Origin of the sequence: Cellulomonas aerilata, from assembly GCF_007991755.1 — a bacterium.
In the GTDB taxonomy this organism is placed as follows: domain Bacteria; phylum Actinomycetota; class Actinomycetes; order Actinomycetales; family Cellulomonadaceae; genus Pengzhenrongella; species Pengzhenrongella aerilata.
In genome coordinates, this window is record NZ_BJYY01000013.1 from 207,349 (window position 1) to 230,359 (window position 23,011).

A 23,011-nucleotide genomic window follows, 5' to 3' on the forward strand; every position below is an offset into this window, starting at 1 on the left:
CGGCGGGGACGGCTCAGGCCGGCGCGTCCGGTCCGACGCCGGGGGCGGTCACGGCACCGGCGACCGCCGGGGCGTGGTGCTCGACCGGCGCGGCGGCCGGGGACGCGACCTCGATGGACTCCCGCGGCAGGTGACGCTGGGGGCCCGACCCGTTCTCGCCGAGCGCGAACGGGTGCAGGTAGTCCGGCTCGGTCAGACCGGTGCGGCGCATCGCGATGCCGGTGAGCGCCTCGCGCACGGCGCGGTTGGCCAGCAGCGCGGTGATCTCGCCCTTGTCGTCGTACGGGGGGCTCACCTCGACGATGTCCATCCCGACGATGCCGACCTCGGCCGACAGGCGGCGCACCGCCGTCAGGACGTCGGTGGAGGTGAGGCCTCCGGGCTCGGGGGTGCCTGTGCCGGGCGCGTACGCGGGGTCCGCCACGTCGATGTCGAGCGAGATGTACAGGTAGTCGGCCTGGTCGAGGGCCTCGTCGACGGCACGCTCGAGCACCTTGGCGAAGCCGTACCGGGTGATCTCGGCCATGAAGTGCGTGCGCATCTTGCGCTCGGCCATCCAGTCCAGGGTCTCCTTCTCGGGCCAGTAGCCCCGCAGCCCCACCTGGACGAAGTTCTTGCCCGGGATGGCGCCGCTCTCGATGAGCTTGCGCATGGGCGTGCCGTGGCCGCCGAGGCTGCCGGGCATGTCGTCGCCGGTGTCCGCGTGGGCGTCGAAGTGGACGATGCCGACCTTGCCGTACCCGTAGTGGTCCGCCACCGCGGTGGCGCACGGCCAGGTGATGCCGTGGTCGCCGCCGAGGATGATCGGGATGGCTCCGGAGGTGACGATCGTCCCGACGAACTTGCGGATCTCCTCGAAGCTGGCCGGGGTGTTGCCGACGTGGATCGGCGAGTCGCCGTAGTCGCAGACCTTGAGGACCTCGAGCGCGTCGACGTGGGTGTCGAGCGAGAAGTGCGGCCGGCCGTAGCCGCCCTTGTAGTCGCACTGCCGGATGGCGAGCGGGCCGTGGTTGGTGCCGCTGCGCCCGGTGGCCGTGGAGTCCCACGGCACACCGCAGATCGCGACGTCGATCTCGCCGGCCACCAGGTCCTCCGGGGTCAGGCAGATCGGCAGCTTGGCGAAGGTCTGGATCCCCGAGAAACCGCCCTCGCGCATGCGGTTGACGTGAATGGGACCGGGCTTGCGGTCGGTGTTGAAGTCGTCCACCGCGCCGTGCCCCTCCAGGGATTTCCCGAGGCGCGCGGGCTGCTGCCAGAAACCTTCTCCCCAGTCCTTCCCGTGGTGGTGGTCGTGGCCGTTCGCACCATGGTGGTGGCCATTCTCCGCGTGCGTGTGCTCGCTCATTCACCTGACCGATCCGTGATTCGACGACGCCACCGGCGGTGACCCGCCCGGCGTCCCAGCACGGCGAACGTACGGACTGCCGAATCGATCCGTCAACGCGGGTTACGCACTGTTTACACCGCGGTGACACGACAGCACCCGTCACGCGTCGACCCCGTCGCCCGCCGACCCCGCGCCGACCCCTCCCGGAAACAACGACCACCGGCAGCGACGCGGGACCTACTTCCTCGCCGGGCCGACCGACGACGGCGCCGACATTTCCTTCGTCGTCGCCCGGCGCACCGGCGAGCCGCCGCGCCCGACATTTCCCTGCACCTGCGGGCGCCATGTGCAGGGCCGGCGGCGAGCCCGTGCGGCGCACTTCGCACGCCGCGGACCGCGACGGGTTACGCTGCCGAAATGCGCCCCCGACCCGTGACGCTCGGCGACGTGGCGCGCGAGGCCGGCGTATCGCGGAGCACCGCCTCCGAGGCGCTGTCCGGCCGTGGCCGGATGACCGAGTCGACCCGGCTCGCCGTCCGGGACACCGCCGTCCGGCTCGGCTACCGGCCGAACGCCCTGGCCCAGAGCCTGCGCACGGGGCGGACCGGCGCCATCGCGCTGCACCACCAGCACGCCGCCGACAGCTTCTCCTCGCAGTACTTCCGCGAGTTCGTCGCGGGCGCCATGGACGTCACGTCGGCACGCGACCACGACCTCACGCTGCTCGCCAGCGACCCGACGACACCACGAGCGACGCTCCCCCGGGTCGACGGGGTGATCATCGCCGACCCGATCGCGGACGACGTGCGCGCGCTGGAGCTCCTCACGTCCGGCATCCCGGTGGTCGCCGGTGAGCGGTACCCGCCCGGCATGCCCACCTCGCCGGTGGTCGGCGTGCACCACGAGCAGGCGCTGCGGGACGTGCTCGACCACGTGCACGGGCTCGGCGTGCGACGCCCCGCCCTGGTGGGCCCGGACGCGCACAGCGGCTGGGGCGTCGTCCTGCGCGAGACGGTGGACGACTGGTCGGCCGAGCGCGGGCTCGTCACCGCGCACCGGACCATCGCGTTCGCGTCCGGGTTCACGACCTCGCACGAGGACCTCGTCGGCGAGCTCCTGGACGCCGAGCCCGGCGTCGACCTCCTGCTGGTCCCGTCGGAGGCCGTGGCGCTCGGGGCGATCGCCGCCCTGCGCGCCCGCTCGTCGGAGCCCGGACGGGACGTCCTGGTGGTCTCGTGCGCGGACGCGCAGATGCTCGGGCTCACCGACCCCCCGGTCACCGCGATCGACCTGGGCCCCCGCGCCCTGGGCGCGGCGTGCGCGCGCGCCCTGCTGTCCGTGGTCGAGGACGACGCGGAGCTGCCGCCGCTGACCCTCATCCCGGCGACGCTCAGCCTGCGCGCGTCCACCGAGCTGCGGGCGTCCACCGCGGGCGGAGCGTCCACCGAGCTGCCCGGGTCCACCGAGCCGCGCAGGTCCGCCGACCTGCGCCGCGACGCCGTGCGCGCCTGACGTCAGCCGGCGTGCTGCCGTCCGGCCTGCACGCACCACGCGGCGGCGACGTCGGTCAGCGCCACGCGGTGCACCTCGTCGCCGAGCCGCCGCGCGACGGCGCCGGGCTCCTCCAGCGCCAGGACGGTCGGAGCACCCCGGCCGGCCGGCACCGGTCCCGGGTCCGGACGGCGTCCGGCCAGGACGACCTGGTCCAGCACGCGGTGACCACCGAGCACGCCCGGCTCGGGGCGGGCGCCGTCCAGGTGCAGGTCCTCGACCAGCACCGGACCACCGGGGCCGTCCACCCGCAGCGCGGTGCGCAGCCGGCCGCCGGCCTCACCGGACCGCCCGAGCACGAGCGTCTCGCGCAGGCACGCGACGGCGCCGGCACCGAGCCGCACCGTCGTCCCGCGGTCCACGTCCGCGCCGGACGCCACCACGAACGGCTGCGCGTCCCACACCAGCACCCCGCCGTCCTCGACGACGACGTCGACCCGCCACCGCGCGCCGCGCCCGCGCCCGTCGTAGGCGACGGTGCCGGACGTCTCGACGAGCTCGAGGGCCGCGCCCGCCCCGACGTGCACCCGCACGCGCACGTCGTCGCCGCCCAGGAGGAGCGCACCGGCCGCCACGAGCGCGACCCGCACGGTGCGGCCGTCGTCGTCGAGCAGGTACGGCGCGAGGGCGCCGCGGCGCAGGTCCACCACGGCGCGACCGGCACGGCGCTCGACGCGCACCGTGGTCGCGACCGGCGCGGGGGGCTCCGGCCGGGCGACCGGCGAGGGGGGCTCCGCCCGGGCGGCCGGTCGGGGCGGCCGGAGCACCGGGGCGGCGAGGTCGCCGGTGGAGAGCGAGAGGGACACGGGCCGACGGGTCGCGTCAGGCCGGCGACGTGACGGCCGGCGCGTGGCCGGGCGCGTGGTCGTCGTCGTGGTGGTGGCCCGCCCCGCCGTCGTGCGCGTGGACGTGACCCCCCTCCTCGCCGGCGTGGAAGTGCGGCGCCATCGGGCCCGGGTCCTGGGCGACGTGCCGGCCCGCGCGGTGCTCGAGCAGCAGCCCGCGCAGCCACGCGCCGAGCGCGTCGACGGACGCGCGGTCGTGCCGGGACAGCGCCAGCACCGGCCGCCCGCCCCGCGCGGCGGACGCGTCGGCGACCATGCGCCCCACGTCGACGCCGACGTGCGGAGCGAGGTCCGTCTTGTTCACGAGCAGCAGGTCGGCGCGGGCGATGCCGGGCCCGCCCTTGCGTGCGACGTCCCCGCCGCCCGCGACGTCGAGCACGAAGATCTGCGCGTCGACGAGCGCGGGCGAGAACGTCGCGGTGAGGTTGTCACCGCCGGACTCCACCAGGACGACGTCGAGCGGGGCGAAGTCCTGCTCGAGGTCCTCCACGGCCAGCAGGTTCGCCGTGACGTCGTCGCGGATCGCGGTGTGCGGGCAGGCACCGGTCTCCACCGCGCGGATGCGCTCGGGGTCGAGGACACCGGCCGAGCGCAGGAAGCGCGCGTCCTCGTCGGTGTAGATGTCGTTGGTGACCACGCCGAGCTCCATCTCGCCGGCGAGCTCGCGGCACAGGGTCGCGATCACCGAGCTCTTGCCGGTGCCGACCGGGCCGGCGACGCCCAGGCGCAGGGCGCGGGTGTCGCCGGGGGCGCGCGCGGGCAGGACGGGTGCGGTGCTCGGGATGGTGGCGGGGGTGTCAGGCACTGAACAGCCTCTCGGTCGCGTGTACGTGGGCCTCGGCCCACTCCTCGGTCAGCGGGGCACCGGCCGCGGGGAGGTCCGCGGCTACGGTGAGGTGGGCGACGTCGCGCGCGAGCGCGTCGACGGCCGGTGCGGCGGCCAGGACCCAGCCCGTGGTGACGAGCGGGTCGACCGGCGCGAGCTTGAGGAACGCCGACGCCACGGTCTGCACGTCGTCGAGCGCGACGAGCCGGGCGACGCCGATCGGGTCGAGCCCCGCGCACGCGGCGGTCACGCCGAGCACGAGGGGTCGGGCGGGGCCGCGCCGGCCGCGGCCGGACGAGCCCGGCGGTCCAGCCCGTCCAGCACCGGCCGGTCCGGCCGGTGCGGTGCGTCCGGCACCGCCGGCCGCATGACCGACCGGTCCGCGCGGGACCGCCTCCAGGGCCGCGAGCGCGGGATGACCTGCCCACAGCCGGCGGGCCAGCCGGAGGTAGCCGCGGCCGAGCTGCTCGGAGGACCGCCGCAGCGCGGCACTCGGCGTCCGTGCGGCCCACTCTCCTTCGACGACCCGCAGCGCGGCGGTCGCCGCGGGGGTGTCGACGCCGGACGCGCCGAGGCCGCGGAGCACGGCATGACGCGCCACGACGGCCGTCGCGGACTCGACCCGCACCACGGTGCGCAGCCGCGCGGCGAGGTACGCGGGCACGTCGTCGGGGTGCAGCCCGGCGCGCAGGGCGGGCTCGAGCCCGGCGGACTGGGTGTGCGCGCCGGTCGGCAGCCGCGCGTCCGCGAGCAGCGCGAGCAGGACGTCCTGGCTCACCGCCGGACGCACGTCTGGCGCGACGCGCCCCGGGGCGGGCCCGGGCGGGAGGAGACCGGCCACGTCAGAACATCTGGTAGAGCTGGGCCATCGGCAGCCGGTCCACCGGCGCCGGCTCGACGACGTCGCCGTCGATCGCGATCCGGAAGGTCTCGGGGTCGATGTCGATGCGTGGCAAAGCGTCGTTGAGGACCATCTGCGCCTTGCCGACGTCGCGGGTGGGCGCGAGCGGGGCCAGCGTGCGTGCCACCCCCAGCCGTTCGGCGAGGCCGTCCTCCAGCGCCGCGGGCGAGACGAAGGTCAGGGACAGCTCGGGCGCGATCGCGTGCGCGAACGCCGGCCGCATGAGCACCGGCTGCGGGGACGGGATGGACGCGTTCGGGTCCCCGAGCGCGCCCCACACGATCGCGCCGCCCTTGAGCACGATGCTCGGTCGGACGCCGAACAGCTTCGGCTCCCACAGCACGAGGTCGGCGAGCTTGCCCGGCTCGACCGAGCCGAGGTGGGCGTCCATGCCGTGCGCGACCGCGGGGTTGATCGTGTACTTGGCGACGTAGCGGCGGGCGCGCAGGTTGTCCGCCGGCAGCCCGCCGCCGAGGTCGCCGCGCCGCGCCTTCATCACGTGCGCGACCTGCCAGGTGCGGGTGATGACCTCGCCGATGCGGCCCATCGCCTGCGCGTCGGACGACGTGATGGACAGCGCCCCCATGTCGTGCAGCACGTCCTCGGCGGCGATGGTCGTGCCGCGGATCCGGGACTCGGCGAACGCGAGGTCCTCGGGCACCTGCGGGTTGAGGTGGTGGCAGACCATGAGCATGTCGAGGTGCTCGGCGACGGTGTTGACCGTGTGCGGCAGCGTCGGGTTGGTCGAGCCGGGGATGACGTTGGGGTGGCTCGCGACCGTGAGGATGTCGGGCGCATGGCCTCCCCCGGCGCCCTCGGTGTGGAACGCGTGGATGGACCGGCCGCCGATGGCGGCGAGGGTGGACTGCACGTAGCCGGCCTCGTTGAGGGAGTCCGAGTGCAGCGCGACCTGCAGCCCCCAGTCGTCGGCGGCGCGCAGGGCGGCGTCGATGGCGGCGGGGGTCGCCCCCCAGTCCTCGTGGATCTTGTAGCCGCCGGCGCCGGCCATGGCCTGCTCGCGCAGCGCCTCGGCACTGACGGTGTTGCCCTTGGCCAGCAGCAGGACGTTGACCGGCAGCGCGTCGAGGCTGCGGTGCATGGCGCCGAGGTGCCACGCCCCCGGGGTGACCGTGGTCGCCTTGCTCCCCTCGCTGGGCCCCGTGCCGCCGCCGACGAGGGTGGTGAGCCCGGTGGCGAGCGCCTCCACCACCTGGGACGGGGAGATCAGGTGCACGTGGGAGTCGACGCCGCCGGCGGTGAGGATCTTGCCCTCGCCGCTGATGACGTCGGTGCTCGGGCCGATGCGCAGGTCGGGGTGCACGCCGTCGGCGATGTCGGGGTTGCCGGCACGGCCCAGCGCGACGATGCGGCCGTCGCGGATGCCGACGTCCGCCTTGACCACACCCCACCAGTCCAGGACGAGCGCGTTGGTGATGACCGTGTCCGGCGCACCCTCGGCGCGCGTGGTCGTGCCCTGGGCCATCGACTCCCGGATCGACTTGCCGCCCCCGAAGACCGCCTCCTCCCCGCCGAACGTCCGGTCCTCCTCGACCTCGATCCACAGGTCGGTGTCGGCGAGGCGGACCTGGTCGCCGACCGTCGGGCCGTACAGCGCCGCGTACCGCGACCGGCTGATCTCAACCACGGCCCGCACCTCCGTCCACGACCGGCCCGTCGGGGGTGGGCGGGCCGGACGCGGCGGTCGGGCTGGTCGGGCCGGTCGGGCCGGACGGGGCGCCGTCGGGCACGACGAGACCCAGCGCGCCGCCGTCGGGCTTGTCCCGCTGCAGACCGGGGACCCGCCGCGCACCGCGCAGCGCCACGACCGCGACCTCGCGCGACGCGCCCGGCTCGAAGCGGTGCGACGTGCCCGCGGGCACGTCCAGCCGGAAGCCGCGGACGGCGTCGCGGTCCATCAGCAGCGCGGCGTTGGCGTCCGCGAGGTGCAGGTGGGAGCCGACCTGCACCGGGCGGTCGCCGGTGTTGACGACCACGACGGTGCGCCGCTCGTGCGGCGCACGGTCGGCGTTGAGCTGATGCGTGCCGGGTGCGACCCGGACGGCACCGGGGCCGCTGCTGGACGTGCCGGCCATGACGGCCCCTCTCAGAGGATCGGCTGGTGGATGGTGACGAGCTTGCGCCCGTCCGGGAAGGTCGCCTCGACCTGGACGTCCGGCAGCATCTCGGCGACGCCGTCCATCACGTCGTCGCGCGTGAGGACCGTCCGCCCGGCGACCATGAGGTCCTCGACGCCGCGGCCCTCGCGCGCCCGCTCGATCACCCAGGTGGTCAGCAGCGCGACCGTCTCGGGGTAGTTGAGCGGAACCCCCCGGCCGTGCCGGTCCCGCGCGACCATGCCCGCGACCGCGAGCAGCAGCTTCTCGGTGTCCCCCGACGTCAGGTGCATGGCGGGGACGCTAACCAGGCCGTGTGTCGGGCCCGTTTCGCGGCGATGTGCACCACGTATCCGTGGACCGGCCGCCGGACGCCGGCGCAACGGGACCTCCCCCCGCCGACGTAACGCGGCGTTCATCGACGCCGTGACCTGGCGAAACACAGCCTCCCTACCGTCGAGGAGCACGCACCGACGCAAGCCGCCGGTCCCCACCGGGGCCCAGGACGGCGCCCACCCGGTGCCCCGTCCCCCTCGATCGAGAGGCAGTCCCTTGACCCACAGCCGTGCCCGTTCCCGGGCGAGCTCCCTCACCCTCCCCGCCGGCGCGATCGCCCTGGCGCTGCTCCTCTCCGGCTGCGGCGGCGCCCGCGTTGACGCCGGCGCCGCCGCGACCCCGGCCGGCGGGTCCGAGTCGTGCGTGGACACGTCGGGCGACACCGTGAAGATCGGCTTCCTCAACTCCCTGTCCGGGACGATGGCGATCTCCGAGCAGACCGTGCGCGACTCGCTGGACCTGGCGGCGGAGGAGATCAACGCGGGCGGCGGCGTCCTCGGCAAGCAGCTCGAGGTCGTCGCCGAGGACGGCGCCTCCGAGCCCACCGTGTTCGCCGAGAAGGCCGAGAAGCTCATCTCCAGCGACTGCGTGGCCGCGGTGTTCGGCGGCTGGACGTCGTCCAGCCGCAAGGCGATGCTGCCGGTCTTCGAGAGCAACGACGCGCTGCTGTTCTACCCCGTGCAGTACGAGGGCCTGGAGTCCTCGCCGAACATCTACTACACGGGCGCGACGACGAACCAGCAGATCGTCCCCGGCATGGACTACCTCAAGGAGCAGGGCCGCACGAAGGTCTTCCTGGTCGGGTCGGACTACGTGTTCCCGCAGACCGCGAACAAGATCATCAACGCCTACGCCGAGGCCAACGGCATCGAGATCGTCGGCGAGGAGTACGCGCCGCTGGGCCACACCGACTTCTCGACGATCGTCACCAAGCTCAAGGCGTCCGGTGCGGACGCGGTCTTCAACACCCTCAACGGCGACTCCAACGTGGCGTTCTTCAAGGAGTACAAGAACGTCGGGCTGACCCCGGACAGCGCCCCGGTGGTCTCGGTGTCGATCGCCGAGGAGGAGGTCGGCGGGATCGGCGTCGAGAACGTCGAGGGCCAGCTCACGGCCTGGAACTACTACCAGACGGTCGACAACCCGGCGAACACCACGTTCGTCGAGGCGTTCAAGGCCAAGTACGGCGACGACCGGGTGACCTCCGACCCGATGGAGGCGGCGTACACGTCGCTGTACCTGTGGAAGGGCATGGTCGAGAAGGCCGAGTCGTTCGTGCCGGACGACGTCAACGCCGCCGCGGACGGCGTCACGTTCGAGGCGCCCGAGGGCACGGTCACCGTCAACGGGGACAACCACCACATCGCCAAGACGGCGCTGATCGGCAAGATCGGCGCCGACGGCCTCATCCACACCGAGTGGTCGTCCGACGGCGCGATCGAGCCCGACCCGTACCTCGAGGGGTACGACTGGGCCGCCGACCTGTCCTGACCTCGCCCGAGCTCCCCGGGTCCGGTCCGGCGCCGTCGCGCCGGACCGGACCCGGGCCCACCGATCGGAGGCGCCGATGGACGCGCTGTACTCCCAGCTCTTCGCCGGCCTGAGCGTCGGCTCCGTGCTGCTGCTCGCCGCGCTCGGCCTCGCCCTGACCTTCGGTCAGATGGGCGTCATCAACATGGCGCACGGCGAGTTCATGATGGCCGGCGCCTACACGGCCTACGTCGTGCAGGGGGCGATCGCCGACGCGGGGGTGTCCCTGCTCGTCTCGCTCCCGGTCGGCTTCCTCGTCGGCGGCCTCCTCGGGCTGCTGCTCGAGGTCACGCTCATCTCCCGGATGTACACCCGGCCGCTGGACACGCTGCTGGTCACGTGGGGCGTCGCGCTCGTCCTGCAGCAGCTGGCCCGCGACGTGTTCGGGGCCCCGAACGTGGACGTGCGCGCACCGTCGTGGCTGTCCGGGGCGGTCGACGTCCTCGGGCTGGCGGTGCCGAAGGCGCGGCTGTTCATCATCGGCGTCGCCGTCGTGTCCGTCGTCGCCCTCGCGCTGGTGCTCAAGCTGACCCCGCTCGGCCGGCGGATCCGCGCCACGGTGACCAACCGGGACCTGGCGGAGACCTCCGGCATCTCCACGCGCGCCACCGACCGGCTGACGTTCTTCGTCGGCTCCGGGCTGGCGGGCGTCGCCGGCGTCGTGCTCACGCTGCTCGGGTCCATCGGCCCGACCCTCGGCCGCAACTACATCGTCGACGCGTTCCTCGTCGTCGTCGCGGGCGGCATCGGGCAGCTCCGGGGCGCCGTGATCGCCGCCTTCGCCCTGGGTCTGCTGCAGGCGGGGATCGAGTACACCACCACCGCGAGCATCGCCAAGGTGCTCGTCTTCGTCGTCATCGTCGCCTTCCTGCAGGCGCGACCCCAGGGCCTCGTGCAGGTCCGGACCAGGAGCCTGGCATGACGCGCATGACCTGGACCCCGCCGCCGCCGTTCGAGCCGCGCGACGACCGCCCGGCCGACGGGGCGGCAGCCCCCGCCACCCCGGCCGGCACCTCGACCGGCACCCCGGCCGGCACCTCCGCCGGCACCTCGACCGGCACCGCCGTCGCCGGGACCACACCGACGACCCCGCCGTCGCCGTCGCCGCAACGCGGACCCCGGTCGTGGCTCACCGCGGCGCGCGGACGCACGCTTGCCGGCTTCACGCTGGCCGCGGTGCTGCTGCTCGTCGTGGCGCCGGCCGTGCTGCCGGACTTCCGTCTCAACCTGCTGGCCAAGTTCCTGTGCCTGGCCATGGTCGCCGTCGGCATCGGCCTGGCCTGGGGTCGCGGCGGGATGCTCACGCTCGGGCAGGGCGTCTACTTCGGCCTGGGCGCCTACCTCATGGCCATGCACCTCAAGCTGACCGACGCGGGCCCGGGCGGCGTGCCGGACTTCATGCTGCTGTACGGGGACGGCACCGTCCCGGGCTGGTGGGAGCCGCTGCGCAGCCCCGTGGTGACCCTGCTGGCGATCGTCGTCGTGCCGGTGGCGCTCGCGGTCGTGCTCGGCCTCGCGGTGTTCACCCGCCGGGTGCGCGGGGCGTACTTCGCGATCCTGTCGCAGGCCCTGGCCGCGGCGTTCGCGATCCTGCTCGTCGGTCAGCAGAAGGTCACCGGCGGCACCAACGGCCTGAACGGGTTCCGCAGCTTCTTCGGCTACGACCTCGCGGACCCGGTGAACAAGCGGATGCTCTACCTGATCGCCGCGGTCACCCTGCTGGTCATGGTGGCGGTGGTCCGCCTGCTCATGGTGTCCCGGTTCGGCGAGCTGCTCGTCGCCGTCCGGGACGGGGAGAACCGCGTCCGGTTCCTCGGCTACGACCCGGCTCGGGTGAAGGTCGTCGCCTACGCGGTCGCGGCCGCCTTCGCCGGCGTCGGGGGCGCGCTGTTCGTGCCGATCGTGGGCATCGTCTCCCCCGCCGACGTCGGCGTCGTGCCCTCCATCGGCTTCCTCGTCGGGGTCGCGATCGGCGGCCGGGCCACGCTGCTGGGCCCGGTGCTCGGCTCCGTCGCGGTCGCCTGGGCGCAGACGTCGCTGTCGGAGTCGTTCCCGTCGGCGTGGACGTACGCGCAGGGAGCGCTGTTCATCCTCGTCATCGCGTTCCTGCCCGGGGGCCTCGCGTCGCTCGGCGGGCTCCAGGCCGCCGTCCGGCGTCGTCGCGCCCCCGACGGGACGACCGGCGACGGCGCCTCCGGCTCCGCCGGTCCGGCGACGGCGGACGCGGCCGGTCGGCCGGGCGGGCTCACCGCCGCTGCCGACGCGGCGGACCACGTCGCACCCGTACCCCCGACCCACTCCGTCGAGCCCGCCGGGAGGCTGCCGTGACCGGACCCCTGACCCACGACGACGCAGCGACCGGCCCGGGCGCCGCCGCCGCCACGGCCGTCGGCGCCCGTCCGGTCCCCGACCCGCGCTTCGCGCACGACTACCTCCAGGTGCGGGGGCTGCGGGTGGACTTCGACGGCTTCGTCGCCGTCGACGGCATCGACCTCACCGTGACCAGCGGCGACCTGCGGTTCCTCATCGGCCCCAACGGCGCGGGCAAGACGACCGTCGTCGACGCGATCACCGGCGTGACCGCAGCCACCGGCTCGGCGACGTTCGGCGACGTCGAGCTGCTGGGTCGGTCCGCGCACCGCATCGCCCGGGCCGGCGTCGGCCGGACGTTCCAGACGGCGAGCGTGTTCGACGAGCTCACCGTCCTGCAGAACCTCGACATCGCGGCCGGCGCCGCCCGCGGCCCGCTCAGCCTGCTGCGTCGGCGCACGTCGGTCCCGCCGGAGGTCGACCGCGCCCTGGAGACCATCGGGCTGACCCACCTGCGCGACCGGCCCGCGGGCGTCCTGGCCCACGGCCAGAAGCAGTGGCTGGAGATCGGGATGCTGCTCGTGCAGGACGCCCGGCTGCTGCTGCTCGACGAGCCCGTCGCGGGGATGAGCCACGGCGAGCGCGAGCAGACCGGCGAGCTGCTGCGGCGCATCGGCGTGGAGCGGACCGTCGTGGTGGTCGAGCACGACATGGAGTTCATGCGCCGCTACGCGTCCTCGGTGACCGTGCTGCACCAGGGTCGTGTCCTGGCCGAGGGCACCGTCGCGCAGGTGCAGGCCGACCCCCGGGTGGTCGAGGTCTACCTCGGCTCCGGCGGCGGCACGCGCGGGCGACGACGCCGTCCCGCGGCCGGAGCGCCCGTCCCGGCCCCGACCTCGACCGGCACCCCACCCCCAAGCGGCACCCGGATCGGCACCCGGACCGGCACCCCCGACGGCACGGAGGTGCCCTGATGCTCCAGCTCTCCCACCTGAGCGCCGGGTACGGCCGCACGACGGTCGTGCACGACGTCGACCTGCAGGTCCCCGACGACTCCGTCGTCGCGGTCCTCGGTCACAACGGCGCGGGCAAGACCACGCTGCTGCGCACCGTCGTCGGCCTGCTGCGCCCCCGCACCGGCGCGGTGCTGCTCGACGGCGAGGACGTGGGCCGCCTGCGGCCGAGCGCACGGGTGCGCCGCGGCCTGGCGTACGTCCCGCAGGGGCAGCAGGCGTTCGGCCAGCTGACCGCGCGGGAGAACCTCCAGGTCGTTGCCGACGGCGCCGGGTCCGGCGCCGCGACGCGGACGGCCGAGGCGCTCGACCTGTTCCCGGCGCTGCGCGGGCTGCTCGGGCGACGGGCCGGGCTGCTGTCCGGCGGGCAGCGCCAGCAGCTCGCGATCGCGCGAGCGCTGATCACCGGTCCCCGGCTGCTCATCCTCGACGAGCCGACCGAGGGCATCCAGCCGTCGGTGGTCGCCGAGATCGAGGAGGCGATCCTGACCCTGACCGACGCCGGCGGGCTCTCCGTCCTGCTCGTGGAGCAGCACGTCGGCTTCGCGCTGGCCGCCGCGGAACGGTACGCCGTGATGGAGTCGGGGCGGGTGGTGGACAGCGGCACGGGCGGCGTGGAGCGTGAGGGCCTCGTGCGGGCCGCGATGGCCCTCTGACCATCCCGAGAGGAGCGACGGGCGACATGAGCGACCTCCCGACGGGCGGACCTGGGCTGTGCGCCTTCCCGCTCACCCCGGTGACCCGCGACGGCGTCGACGAGGGGGCCCTGGTCGCGCTCGTGTCCAGGCTCGCCGCAGGCGGGGTGGATTCGGTGGGCGTGCTCGGGTCGACCGGCGTGTACCCGTACCTCTCGCGCGGGGAGCGCCGTGCCGCCGTCGAGGCCGCGGTCGACGCGGCCGGTGCGGTGCCGGTGATCGCTGGGGTCGGCGCGCTGCGCACCCGGGACACCCTGGTCCACGCCCGGGACGCGCAGGCGGCCGGTGCCTCGGCGCTGCTGCTGGCGCCCGTCTCCTACCACCGGCTGCGGGACGAGGAGGTCGCCGGCCTCTACGCCGACGTCGCCGCGGAGTCGTCGGTGCCGATCGTGCTGTACGACAACCCCTCGACCACCGCCTTCGCCTTCAGCGACGAGCTGTCCGCGCGCATCGCCGCGCTGCCGCTGGTCACCGGGGTGAAGGTCCCACCGCCCCCGGCCGGTACCGCAGCCGACCGGTTGGCCCGCCTACGGCGGGCGCTGCCGACGGACGTCTCGGTCGGGATCAGCGGCGACTGGGCTGCCGCCGAAGCCCTCCTGGCCGGGTACGACGCGTGGTACTCCGCGTTCGCCGGGCTGTTCCCCCGGGCGGCCCGGGCCGTCGTCCAGGCTGCGACGGCGGGCGACGCGGACACCGCCGACGGGCTCTCCTCCTCGCTCGAGCCGATCTGGACGCTCTTCCGCCGGCACGGGAGCCTGCGGGTGCTGGCCGCGGCCGCCCAGGTGCTCGGGCTCGTCGACGGGCCCTGCCTGCCGCGTCCGCTCCTCGGGCTGGAGGGGACCGAGCGCGCCGAGGTCGAGGCAGCGCTGGGGGCGTCCGGCCTCACGGTGTGAGACCGCAGCGCGACGCACCGACCCGGGTGACCCGGCGGCGGCGGCGGCCGCTACCGCAGCAGGCTCGCCGTGCGCCGGGCGGCCTTGCGGATGGCCGCTCGTTCGTCGAGCCACCCCCCGGCGAGGCCCACGACGGGCAGCTTGCCCGCCGCACGGGTGAGCAGGTTGCCCCGGGGCCGCTCGTCCAGGAGGTCCTGCAGGCCGAGGAAGGTGCGAGCGAGTCGCCACACCGTCCGAGCCGCCCGCTGGGCCCCCCGTCCGCGACCCACCGCCGGGGGGTCGTCGGTCCGGTCCTCCGCGTCGTCGGCGTCGAGCTGGTGCTCGGCCTCGGCGGCGGCCGGGACGGGTGGCTCCGCCGTGGCGAGCCGGCGCCCGAACAGGACCTCGGACAGCAACGGCACCCACTGGTCGGGACTGGTGCGGCCGTGCTCCCGGGCGGTGGCGCACACGGCGAGCCCGGCGGCGGACGCGCCCAGAGCGGCCTGCAGCGGCACCCGGTCGGCCAGCGCGCCGGCGAACCGGGGGGTGGCTGCGGCCAGCCCGGCACTGATACCGATCCGGGTCACCCACCAGTCCACCCGCCGCTGGAGGGGCTGATCGCTCCAGGTGGGTGAGGCGGGTGTCACCTCACCCAGGGCGCGGTCCCGCAGCGCGTCCAGGGCCCTGGCCGGGAACGGCGCCGTGGGCGGGGGGTCGTCATCAAGCCCGAGCCACCGCTGGGGCTGGGTCAGGACGCGATCCACCATCCCGGCGTACAAGCCGAGGGCACGGGCGATCTGCGCGTCGGTGACGGTCTCCTTGGACAAGCGGGGTCTCCTCGTGGTCCGGCCCGTGCCCGGGCGGTGCGGACGTCGGGCGTGCGCCGCGGGCACGCGCCACCCGGGCCAGGCGAGCGTCGATCGGCGACCAGTCGACCACGGGACGCCCGGCGCCGCGCGACCGCCCCGGCGGGTCTCGCGCCGCACGGGCGGTCGGCACGACGGCGACGGCGCGGTGCGCCGTCCTGGACGCCGGTGCCCGGCCGCCGTCCTCACAGCTCGGCGAGCCGGCGCTCCAGGAACGCCCGCTCCACCTCGTTCGTCGTCAGGTGCAGCGCCTCCTCGTAGGCCAGGCGGGCCTCGGCGACCCGGCCGAGGCGGCGCAGGAAGTCCGCCCGGGCCGCGGCCGCGTACGGGTAGGTCGCCAGGGTCGGCTCGTCACGCAGCGCGTCGATCTCGGCCAGCCCGGCGCGCGGGCCCCGGGCCAGCCCGACGGCCACGGCGCGGTTGAGGGCCACGACGGGTGACGGCCACACCGCGACCAGGGCGTCGTACAGGCCCGCGATCTCCTGCCAGTCGGTGTCCTCCCAGGTGGGCGACTCGGCGTGCACGGCCGAGATCGCGGCCTGGAGCGCGTACCGGCCCGGGGGGCGGTGCTCGAGGGCCTCCCGGACGAGCGCGACGCCCTCCCGGATGGCCGTCGTGTTCCACCGGCTGCGGTCCTGCTCCTCAAGCAGCAGGAGCCGACCGTCGTCCGTGCGGGTGGCGCGGCGCGAGTCCGTGAGCAGGACCAGCGCCAGGAGGCCGGCGACGTCCGGGTCGTCCGGCAGCAGCACCCGCAGCATCCGGGCGAGGTCGAGCGCCCGCTCCACGAGGTCACGGCGGACCAGGTCGGCACCGGCAGGGGCCGTGTGCCCGGTGGTGAAGACGAGGTGGACCACCTCCAGGACGGCGGCGACCCGTCCTGGTCGCTCCTCCGGCGGCGGTACCCGGTACGGGATGCGGGCGGCGGCGATCTTCTTCTTCGCCCGCGTCAGTCGCGCCGCCATCGTGGGCTCGCTGACGAGGAAGGCCCGGGCGACCTCCGCCGTCGTCAGTCCGCAGACGAGACGGAGCGTGAGCGCGACCTGCGCGTCCCTCCCCAGGCCCGGGTGGCAGCACGTGAAGACCAGGCGCAGGCGGTCGTCCGGCAGGTCCTGCCGGGCGGCGACCACCTCGTCGGGCCCGGGCGCCGGCTCGTCGTCCACGAGCAGCGGGACCGCCCGGCGCCACAGCTGCTCGCGCCGGACGGCGTCCACCCCACGTCGTCGCGCCACCGTCGTCAGCCACGCCCCGGGGTTGCGCGGGACACCGGTGCCGGGCCAGGCCGCCAGGGCCTGCGCGAACGCGTCCTGCGCGCACTCCTCGGCCATGTCGAGGTCGCGCACGACGCGCACCGTCGCGGCGAGCACGAGGGCCCACTCGCGACGGTGCGCGTCGGCGACGGCGGCGGCGACGTCCGCCGCGGGCACGTCCACGGTCGGACCGACCGCGTCAGGCAGCCCGCCGACCGCTCCTCCGGCTCACGAGAGCTCCCAGATCGGGCGGACCTCCACGCCGCCGTCGGGAGCCGGCACGTCCTTCGCGATCGCGATGGCGGCGTCGAGGTCGGGCGCCTCGACGACGTAGTAGCCGCCGAGCGCCTCCTTGGTCTCGACGAAGGGTCCGTCGGTGACGAGCGGCTCGTCACCGGGTCGGGACCGGATGGTCGTCGCGGTGGACGTCTCGCGCAGCGCCTCGCCGCCGCGCAGGGCGGCGCCGTGCTTCTCGCTGAACGCGCTGTGGGCGCGCATCGACTCGTCGAAGGCCTCCTCGCCCCCGGCCGCGTAGGCCTGCTCGTCGCCGTAGATGAGGATCAGGTACTTCGCCATGGTCGTTCCTTCCGGCTGGGGCGCCTCGGATCGAGCGCCGTCACCTGGACGTCGGTCGAGGATGGCGCAGATCGACAGCAGGGCACGACGACCTCGGTCGAGCGCTGCGCGGGTCCGCGCCGGCGTCAGCCGAGGACGGTGATGCGGTCGTCGGTCGGGACGGCGACCGGCGAGCTCGCCTCGAGGTAGGCCACGAAGGCGTCCAGGTCCAGCGATCCCGTGACCGCGTTCGTCCCGGCGGTCAGCGTGCTGAACCCGTCCCCGCCGCCGGCGAGGAAGTTGTTCACCGTGATCCGGTACGTCGTCCCGGCGTCGACCGGGACACCCCCGATGGCCACGCCACCGTCCGGGACCCGGGTGCCGGTGCAGGGGTCCGCCCCCACGGGCGCGGTCGTGCCGGCCGGGTCGACGGCATAGGTCAGGGTCGCGGACGGGTACAGGGTGCGACCGACCTGGAACTGCTGCTCCAGGACGCACTGCAGCTGCGCGCCGGTGAGGTCGAGGGTCACCAGGTTGTTGGCGAACGGCTGGACCGTGAACGCCTCCTCGTAGGTGACCGGGCCGGCGTCCAGGTCCGCCCGGACGCCGCCGGGGTTCATCAGCGCGGCGACGGCGCCCGCCTCGTCGTCGGTCGCCGCCAACTGGGCGTCGGCGATGACGTCGCCCAGCGCGGACTCCCCCGACGCCCCGGGGAAGAGCGTCTCCTGCGCCCGGGTCAGCTCGGTGGCGGTCTCGCCGACCACCCGGTCCGCGATCGGCCCGAGGAGCTCGACGTAGCGGTCGATCAACGCGGTCTGGTCGGGGTCCCGGACGACGTCGCGGGTCACCACGACGTTGTCCGCCACGGCCTGCTCGATGTCGCGCGTGCGACGGTCGATGGTGAGGTCGATGTCGGTGACCAGGCGTCCGTTGGACCCGGCGCTGGTGACGAGCTTGCCGTCCACCCGGCAGTTGTAGGCCTGGTGCGTGTGCCCGCTGACGACGACGTCGATCGCGTCGCTCATGCCGGCGGCGATGTCGACGATCGGTCCGGTCAGGCCCGCGCAGCCGTCGACGTCCCAGGCGTCCGGACCCGTCTGGGTCCCACCCTGGTGCAGCAGGACGACGATCGCCTCCACACGCCGGCTCTGCAGCTCCGCGGCGTACCGGTTCGCGGTGGCGATCTCGTCCGCGAACTCCAGCCCGGCGACCCCCTGCTGGCTCACGATGTCCGCGGTGCCCTCGAGGGTCATGCCGATGAAGCCGATCCGCACCCCCTGCACCCGGTGGATGGCGTACGGCGCCAGCAGCGGTGCGCCGGTCTCGGTGACGAACGCGTTGGCGGACAGGTACTGGAAGCCGGCGCCCTCGAACGGCGTCCCGTCGGCGCACCCGTCCACCGGGTGGCAGCCGCCGTTCTGGATGCGCAGCAGCTCGGCGGCCCCCTCGTCGAACTCGTGGTTGCCGACGCTGGCGTAGTCCAGCCCGGCCAGGCCGAGGGACTCGATCGTCGGCTCGTCGTGGAAGGCGGCCGACAGCAGCGGCGACGCGCCGATGAGGTCACCGGCCGCGACCGTGATGGTGTTCCGCTTCCGCTGCTGCTCCGCGAGCAGGGCGAGCTGGGTGTCGAGGAACTCCGCGCCGCCCGCGTCCACGGTCGGCGCCGGCGTGGTGCCCACCGCCGGGCCGGTCTGGACCCGGCCGCCCGAACCGCTCGGCGGCTCCAGCGCCCCGTGGAAGTCGTTGAGGGCGAGGAGCTGCACCTGCACCGGCTCCGGCCCGCGTCCACCCCGCGTGTCGGCGGCGGCGCCGACGGTGGTGGCGCCGACGACGAGGGCGGCGACGGACGCCGTCCCGGCGAGGGCCAGCGTGCGCCGCTGGCGAAGGGAACGGGTCATCTCGGGTCTCCCGTGGTCAGGGGGCGGTCGGTCCCGCCACCGGCCACGCTATGCCGGTCCGGCCGCGTCCGGGTGAACTGCAGGCGAACCGTGACCTCACCGGTCGGACCGGGTCGGGGCCGAGCCCGACCCCGGCCGGGCCCGCTCACTCCCCGCGGTCGATGACCTGCTGCCGGACGACGCGCCGGAGCACCTTGCCGATCTGCGACCGCGGCAGCTCGGGCAGCACGACGAGCTGGCGCGGCAGGGCGTAGCGCGCCAGCCGCTGCGCGCTCCACGCCCGCACGGCCGCGAGCTCGACGCGCGTCGCCCCCTCGGCGAGCACGATCGCCGCCACGACCTTCTCCCCCAGGTCCCCGCCCGGCACCCCGACGACGGCGACGTCGGCGATCTCCGGCATCAGGCGCAGGTGGTCCTCCACCTGGCTCGGGTAGACGTTGAAGCCGCCGGTGATGATGACCTCCTTGAGGCGGTCGACCAGCCGGACGAAGCCGCCGTCCTCGACCACGACGACGTCCCCGGTGCGCAGCCAGGTGCGCCCGTCGTGCTCGAGCAGCACCGCCGCCGTGTCCTCGGGGCGCTGCCAGTAGCCGTCGAACACCTGCGGGCCGCTGACCAGCAGCTCGCCCCGCTCCCCCGGGCCCACGTCGCGCGTGGGGTCCTCCGGGTCGGTGACACGCACCCGGGTCGACGGGAACGGCAGGCCGAGCGTGCCCGGGCGGCGGGCGGGCGAGAGCGGGCTGCCCAGCGCGACGGGCGAGGTCTCGGTCATGCCGTAGCCCTCGACGAGCAGGCCACCGGTGACCTCCTCCCACGCCCGCGCGGTCTCGACGGGCAGCGCCATGGCACCCGAGATCGCGGTGCGGATGGAGGTGAGGTCCGCCCCGGCCCCGGGTGCGGCCGCGGCGAGGCGCTCGAACATCGGCGGGACGCCGGGGACGAAGGTCGCGGGCCGGCGACGCTGGGCCGCGAGCACCGCGTCCACGTCGAACCGGGGGAAGACGACCACGGTCGCCGCGATCCGCACCGCGTAGGTCAGGCACAGCATCAGGCCGAAGGCGTGGAAGAAGGGCAGGGCGGCGTAGACGGTCTCGGTGCCGTCCGCGTGCCCCGTCCACGCCTGTCCCTGGGCCGCGTTGACGGCGAGGTGGCGGTGGCGCAGCACGGCTCCCTTGGGTGTGCCGGTGGTGCCACCGGTGTACTGCAGCAGGGCGACGTCGTCGACGCCGGGCGACGGGTGACCCGCCGGGAGCGGGCCGGCGGCGGCGAGCAGCCGGCCCCAGCGCAGCACGCCCGCGTCCGGCGGCACCGGGCCGCGCATCGCGTCCCGCGTGCGACGGGCGGCCGCGACCGGCAGACGCATGGCCAGACGCTTCGCGAGCGGCAGGTCCGCGCTCAGGTCGACCGCGACCACCGTCCGCAGCGCGGTCCTCGGGCGCGCGGTCAGCACGGCCGGCACCGCCTTCTCCCACACCACGGCCACGACGGCGCCGCTGTCGTGGAGCTGGTGCTCGAGCTCCGAAGCGGTGTAGGTCGGGTTGTGCTCGACCACGACGGCGCCCAGGCGCAGGACGGCGTAGAAGGCGACCACGTGGCTCGTGCAGTTCGGCAGGACGAGAGCCACCCGGTCGCCGTGGCGGACGCCCAGCCCGTGCAACGCGGCGGCTGCCCGCTCGACGCGCCGTGCCAGGTCGGCGTACGTGGTCACCGCGCCGAACAGGTCCACCGCGACCCGGCTCGGGTGCTGCGCGGCGGCGCGGGCCAGCGAGGCCGTGACGGGCTCGGTCGGCGGCTCGACGTCGGCCGGCACACCCGGGGCGTAGGACGGGAGCCAGGGCCGTGCGTCGTCGTGCTGCATCTGCCGCCTCCATGCGGTCGGGGTCACCGCGAGGATTATGGCCGGGGCCGTCCCCCCGGGCGCCCCGGGGCGGGGGTGGCCGGCGGCTCGCGGGCGCCCTCGCGACCGGCGCACGAGCCGCCCCGTCGGGGCGCCGGCGCCTCGCGCCAGAATAACAATTGTCCGATTTGCCCCATTTGGGTGAAGTGATGGCTAGCATCGGAGACAGCATGACGCGGTAGTGGACCAGCGCTGATCCACTACCCGGCCGACCAGTTGAATGTCTGCCACCCGGGCCCGTCGAAGGGGACGACCATGCCCACAGCGCGTTCTACGAGCACGGCACGACTCCTGCGACCGGGGGGTCTCACCACGCACCTGCCCCGGAGGCCGGTGTGGTGCGTCCAGGTCCCGATCGCCCTGGTCGACGCGGCGGCCTGGCCGCTGGCGCTCGCCCTCCTCGGGATGGACGTGCTGATCGGCACCTACGCACCCAGCACACCAGCCGTGGCGGCTGCCGCCGTCGCTCTCCAGCTGGGGACCGGCGCCGCGAGCGGCCTCTACACCAGGCGCTGGCGGGTGGGTGGCTACGACGAGGCGTACGTCCTGTCCCGCTCGGTGGCCGCGTGCGCGGTGCTGCTCGTCGTCCTGCACCTCGCGACGGCGCAGCCCCTGCCGCTCCTGCCCCTCGTGGCCGCTCCGCTGGTCCTGCTCGCCATGGCGTCGGCGCGCTGGGTCGCGCGCCGCCAGACCGACCGGCGGCTGAGACCGGCGGAGGCCGCCACCAGGGTCGTGGTGGTCGGCGCCGGCGAGGCCGGTCGGCAGGTCGTCGAGGCGATGCTCCACTCGCCCACGAGCCCGTACCTCCCGGTGGCCATCGTCGACGACGACCGCACCAAGACCGGCCTCAGCATCGGCGGCGTGCCGGTGCTCGGCCGACGCGACGCGCTCGTCGACGTCCTGCGCACCCGGCGCGCCAGCGGCGTCGTGGTCGCGGTCCCGAGCGCCGACGACGAGCTGGTCCGGGACGTCGTGGAGCGCGTCGCCCCGCTGGGCGTGGTCGTCAAGGTCGTGCCCCCCATCGACGAGCTGCTCACGCGAGCGGTGTCGGTGGCCGACATCCACCCCGTCGACCCCGCCGACCTGCTGGGCCGCCCCGTTGCCGACCTGGACCTCGCGGCGGTCTGCGGGTACCTGGCCGGCCGACGGGTCCTGGTCACGGGTGCCGGTGGGTCCATCGGCTCGGAGCTGTGCCGGCAGATCAACCGCTGCTCGCCCGAGCGGCTGGTCATGCTCGACCGCGACGAGTCCGCCCTGCACGGCGTGCAGCTGTCGCTGGAGGGGCACGCCCTGCTGGACGACCGGAGCATCGTCGTCGCCGACATCCGCGACTCGCAGCGGCTGTCGGCGGTCATGGCCGAGCACCGACCGCACGTGGTCTTCCACGCGGCCGCGCTCAAGCACCTCCCGCTGCTGGAGATGCACCCGGGAGAGGCGGTCAAGACCAACGTCCTGGGCACGCTCAACGTGCTGGAGGCGTCCGCCGCGTGGGGCGTGGAGCGGTTCGTCAACATCTCCACCGACAAGGCGGCGGACCCGTGCAGCGTCCTGGGCTACTCCAAGCGCCTGGCGGAGCAGCTCACCACCTGGGTCGCCTGCGAGACCGGGATGGTGGCCCTGAGCGTGCGCTTCGGCAACGTCCTGGGCAGCCGCGGGTCGGTGCTGGTGACGTTCGCCGAGCAGATCCGGCAGGGCGGCCCGGTGACCGTCACCGACCCGGACGTCACCCGGTTCTTCATGACGGTGGAGGAGGCGGTCTCCCTCGTGGTGCAGGCCGGTGCCGTCGGCGGGGCGGGCGAGGCGCTGATCCTCGACATGGGCCGTCCGGTGCGCATCCTCGACGTCGCCCGGCGGATGGTGGAGACGTCGGCGCCCCAGGTGCGCATCGAGTTCACCGGTCTGCGACCGGGCGAGAAGCTCCACGAGGACCTCTTCGGCCCCGGAGAGTGCGACGTGCGCCCCGTCCACCCCCTCATCTCCCACGTCGCCGTCCCACCGCTCGACCCGGAGGAGCTGCGAGCGCTCGCACCGTCCACCCCGGACGCCGAGCTGGTGCGCAGGATGCGGTCGATGGCGCAGCGGGGCGCCGTCGCCCTGCACGGTGCGCACCCCTTCGTCGCGCCCGAGGTCGCGCACGCGCAGGCCGGGCTGCGGCTCGAGGACGCGAACCCGTTCCACCGGCTGGTCGCGACTCCCTTGGCACCCCCCGCCCCGGCGGGGGCCTGAGG

Annotated in this window: 20 protein-coding genes; 8 read left to right on the top strand and 12 right to left on the bottom strand. The window is 74.9% G+C overall.

The features are described 5' to 3' along the window. Nucleotides 1-13: 13 nt before the first annotated feature. Complete coding sequence (gene speB / locus CAE01nite_RS09150; protein WP_146903102.1) at nt 14-1,345, bottom strand: agmatinase; 1,332 nt, start codon at nt 1,343-1,345, stop codon at nt 14-16. A 399-nt stretch (nt 1,346-1,744) separates the two neighbouring features. On the opposite strand from speB, the gene CAE01nite_RS09155 reads away from it, so the two are divergent. Continuing rightward, nucleotides 1,745-2,839: a LacI family DNA-binding transcriptional regulator gene (locus tag CAE01nite_RS09155; protein ID WP_146903105.1), complete on the top strand. Its 1,095-nt coding sequence runs from the start codon at nt 1,745-1,747 to the stop codon at nt 2,837-2,839. A 2-nt stretch (nt 2,840-2,841) separates the two neighbouring features. Here the strand turns inward: CAE01nite_RS09155 and CAE01nite_RS09160 are convergent, their stop codons facing one another. The 6 genes from CAE01nite_RS09160 to CAE01nite_RS09185 form a co-directional block, all read right to left on the bottom strand. Then, entirely contained in the window at nt 2,842-3,684 is an 843-nt protein-coding gene (locus tag CAE01nite_RS09160; protein ID WP_222595867.1) for an urease accessory protein UreD, read from the bottom strand. 16 nt (nt 3,685-3,700) lie between these two features. After that, nucleotides 3,701-4,528 (bottom strand): urease accessory protein UreG, encoded by an 828-nt coding sequence (ureG, locus tag CAE01nite_RS09165; protein ID WP_146903108.1) that lies wholly within the window; start codon nt 4,526-4,528, stop codon nt 3,701-3,703. Beyond that, the gene (locus tag CAE01nite_RS09170; protein WP_246131111.1) at nt 4,521-5,327 is read right to left on the bottom strand and encodes an urease accessory protein UreF; all 807 of its coding nucleotides are present in this window, start codon (nt 5,325-5,327) and stop codon (nt 4,521-4,523) included. Before CAE01nite_RS09170 ends, ureG begins: the two co-directional genes overlap by 8 nt. Before the next feature lie 64 nt (nt 5,328-5,391). After that, nucleotides 5,392-7,095 carry an urease subunit alpha gene (locus CAE01nite_RS09175; RefSeq protein WP_146903111.1) on the bottom strand — a complete coding sequence of 568 codons (1,704 nt, stop codon included), beginning with the start codon at nt 7,093-7,095 and terminating at the stop codon, nt 5,392-5,394. Then, nucleotides 7,088-7,543, bottom strand: coding sequence for an urease subunit beta (gene ureB, locus CAE01nite_RS09180; protein ID WP_146903114.1), 456 nt, complete (start codon nt 7,541-7,543; stop codon nt 7,088-7,090). The genes CAE01nite_RS09175 and ureB overlap by 8 nt, the downstream gene beginning before the upstream one ends. Before the next feature lie 11 nt (nt 7,544-7,554). Further along, nucleotides 7,555-7,857 (bottom strand): urease subunit gamma, encoded by a 303-nt coding sequence (locus tag CAE01nite_RS09185; RefSeq protein WP_146903117.1) that lies wholly within the window; start codon nt 7,855-7,857, stop codon nt 7,555-7,557. Nucleotides 7,858-8,116: 259 nt separating this feature from the next. Between CAE01nite_RS09185 and urtA the strand changes: the two genes are divergently transcribed. The 6 genes from urtA to CAE01nite_RS09215 all read left to right on the top strand — a co-directional run bounded on the left by urtA (nt 8,117) and on the right by CAE01nite_RS09215 (nt 14,341). Next, entirely contained in the window at nt 8,117-9,391 is a 1,275-nt protein-coding gene (gene urtA / locus CAE01nite_RS09190) for an urea ABC transporter substrate-binding protein (protein ID WP_246131112.1), read from the top strand. A gap of 76 nt (nt 9,392-9,467) precedes the next feature. Then, nucleotides 9,468-10,352 (top strand): urea ABC transporter permease subunit UrtB, encoded by an 885-nt coding sequence (urtB, locus tag CAE01nite_RS09195; RefSeq protein WP_146903123.1) that lies wholly within the window; start codon nt 9,468-9,470, stop codon nt 10,350-10,352. Continuing rightward, nucleotides 10,349-11,758: an urea ABC transporter permease subunit UrtC gene (gene urtC / locus CAE01nite_RS09200; RefSeq protein ID WP_246131113.1), complete on the top strand. Its 1,410-nt coding sequence runs from the start codon at nt 10,349-10,351 to the stop codon at nt 11,756-11,758. Before urtB ends, urtC begins: the two co-directional genes overlap by 4 nt. Then, complete coding sequence (gene urtD / locus CAE01nite_RS09205; RefSeq protein WP_246131114.1) at nt 11,755-12,714, top strand: urea ABC transporter ATP-binding protein UrtD; 960 nt, start codon at nt 11,755-11,757, stop codon at nt 12,712-12,714. Before urtC ends, urtD begins: the two co-directional genes overlap by 4 nt. After that, complete coding sequence (gene urtE / locus CAE01nite_RS09210; RefSeq protein ID WP_146903126.1) at nt 12,714-13,409, top strand: urea ABC transporter ATP-binding subunit UrtE; 696 nt, start codon at nt 12,714-12,716, stop codon at nt 13,407-13,409. Before urtD ends, urtE begins: the two co-directional genes overlap by 1 nt. A gap of 26 nt (nt 13,410-13,435) precedes the next feature. Next, nucleotides 13,436-14,341 (top strand): dihydrodipicolinate synthase family protein, encoded by a 906-nt coding sequence (locus CAE01nite_RS09215; RefSeq protein WP_146903129.1) that lies wholly within the window; start codon nt 13,436-13,438, stop codon nt 14,339-14,341. A 50-nt stretch (nt 14,342-14,391) separates the two neighbouring features. Here the strand turns inward: CAE01nite_RS09215 and CAE01nite_RS09220 are convergent, their stop codons facing one another. From CAE01nite_RS09220 to CAE01nite_RS09240, 5 genes are all read right to left on the bottom strand, one after another. Further along, nucleotides 14,392-15,147: a hypothetical protein gene (locus CAE01nite_RS09220; RefSeq protein WP_146903132.1), complete on the bottom strand. Its 756-nt coding sequence runs from the start codon at nt 15,145-15,147 to the stop codon at nt 14,392-14,394. A 224-nt stretch (nt 15,148-15,371) separates the two neighbouring features. Further along, nucleotides 15,372-16,616 (bottom strand): RNA polymerase sigma factor, encoded by a 1,245-nt coding sequence (locus CAE01nite_RS09225; RefSeq protein ID WP_222595868.1) that lies wholly within the window; start codon nt 16,614-16,616, stop codon nt 15,372-15,374. Between the two features lie 45 nt (nt 16,617-16,661). Beyond that, nucleotides 16,662-17,009: a YciI family protein gene (locus CAE01nite_RS09230; RefSeq protein ID WP_146903135.1), complete on the bottom strand. Its 348-nt coding sequence runs from the start codon at nt 17,007-17,009 to the stop codon at nt 16,662-16,664. 125 nt (nt 17,010-17,134) lie between these two features. After that, entirely contained in the window at nt 17,135-18,886 is a 1,752-nt protein-coding gene (locus CAE01nite_RS09235; protein WP_146903138.1) for a bifunctional metallophosphatase/5'-nucleotidase, read from the bottom strand. Nucleotides 18,887-19,031: 145 nt separating this feature from the next. Further along, nucleotides 19,032-20,744 (bottom strand): AMP-binding protein, encoded by a 1,713-nt coding sequence (locus CAE01nite_RS09240; RefSeq protein WP_146903141.1) that lies wholly within the window; start codon nt 20,742-20,744, stop codon nt 19,032-19,034. 294 nt (nt 20,745-21,038) lie between these two features. Here CAE01nite_RS09240 and CAE01nite_RS09245 point away from each other — a divergent pair, with 294 nt between their 5' ends. Continuing rightward, entirely contained in the window at nt 21,039-23,009 is a 1,971-nt protein-coding gene (locus CAE01nite_RS09245) for a nucleoside-diphosphate sugar epimerase/dehydratase (RefSeq protein ID WP_146903144.1), read from the top strand. The last annotated feature ends 2 nt before the right edge of the window (nt 23,010-23,011 follow it).

Coding starts and splice junctions, on each gene's coding strand:
- speB (WP_146903102.1), bottom strand. CDS start 1,345: ATGAGCGAGCACACGCACGCGGAGAATGGCCACCACCATGGTGCGAAC.
- CAE01nite_RS09155 (WP_146903105.1), top strand. CDS start 1,745: ATGCGCCCCCGACCCGTGACGCTCGGCGACGTGGCGCGCGAGGCCGGC.
- ureB (WP_146903114.1), bottom strand. CDS start 7,543: ATGGCCGGCACGTCCAGCAGCGGCCCCGGTGCCGTCCGGGTCGCACCC.
- CAE01nite_RS09185 (WP_146903117.1), bottom strand. CDS start 7,857: ATGCACCTGACGTCGGGGGACACCGAGAAGCTGCTGCTCGCGGTCGCG.
- urtB (WP_146903123.1), top strand. CDS start 9,468: ATGGACGCGCTGTACTCCCAGCTCTTCGCCGGCCTGAGCGTCGGCTCC.
- urtC (WP_246131113.1), top strand. CDS start 10,349: ATGACGCGCATGACCTGGACCCCGCCGCCGCCGTTCGAGCCGCGCGAC.
- urtE (WP_146903126.1), top strand. CDS start 12,714: ATGCTCCAGCTCTCCCACCTGAGCGCCGGGTACGGCCGCACGACGGTC.
- CAE01nite_RS09215 (WP_146903129.1), top strand. CDS start 13,436: ATGAGCGACCTCCCGACGGGCGGACCTGGGCTGTGCGCCTTCCCGCTC.
- CAE01nite_RS09230 (WP_146903135.1), bottom strand. CDS start 17,009: ATGGCGAAGTACCTGATCCTCATCTACGGCGACGAGCAGGCCTACGCG.
- CAE01nite_RS09235 (WP_146903138.1), bottom strand. CDS start 18,886: ATGACCCGTTCCCTTCGCCAGCGGCGCACGCTGGCCCTCGCCGGGACG.
- CAE01nite_RS09240 (WP_146903141.1), bottom strand. CDS start 20,744: ATGCAGCACGACGACGCACGGCCCTGGCTCCCGTCCTACGCCCCGGGT.
- CAE01nite_RS09245 (WP_146903144.1), top strand. CDS start 21,039: ATGCCCACAGCGCGTTCTACGAGCACGGCACGACTCCTGCGACCGGGG.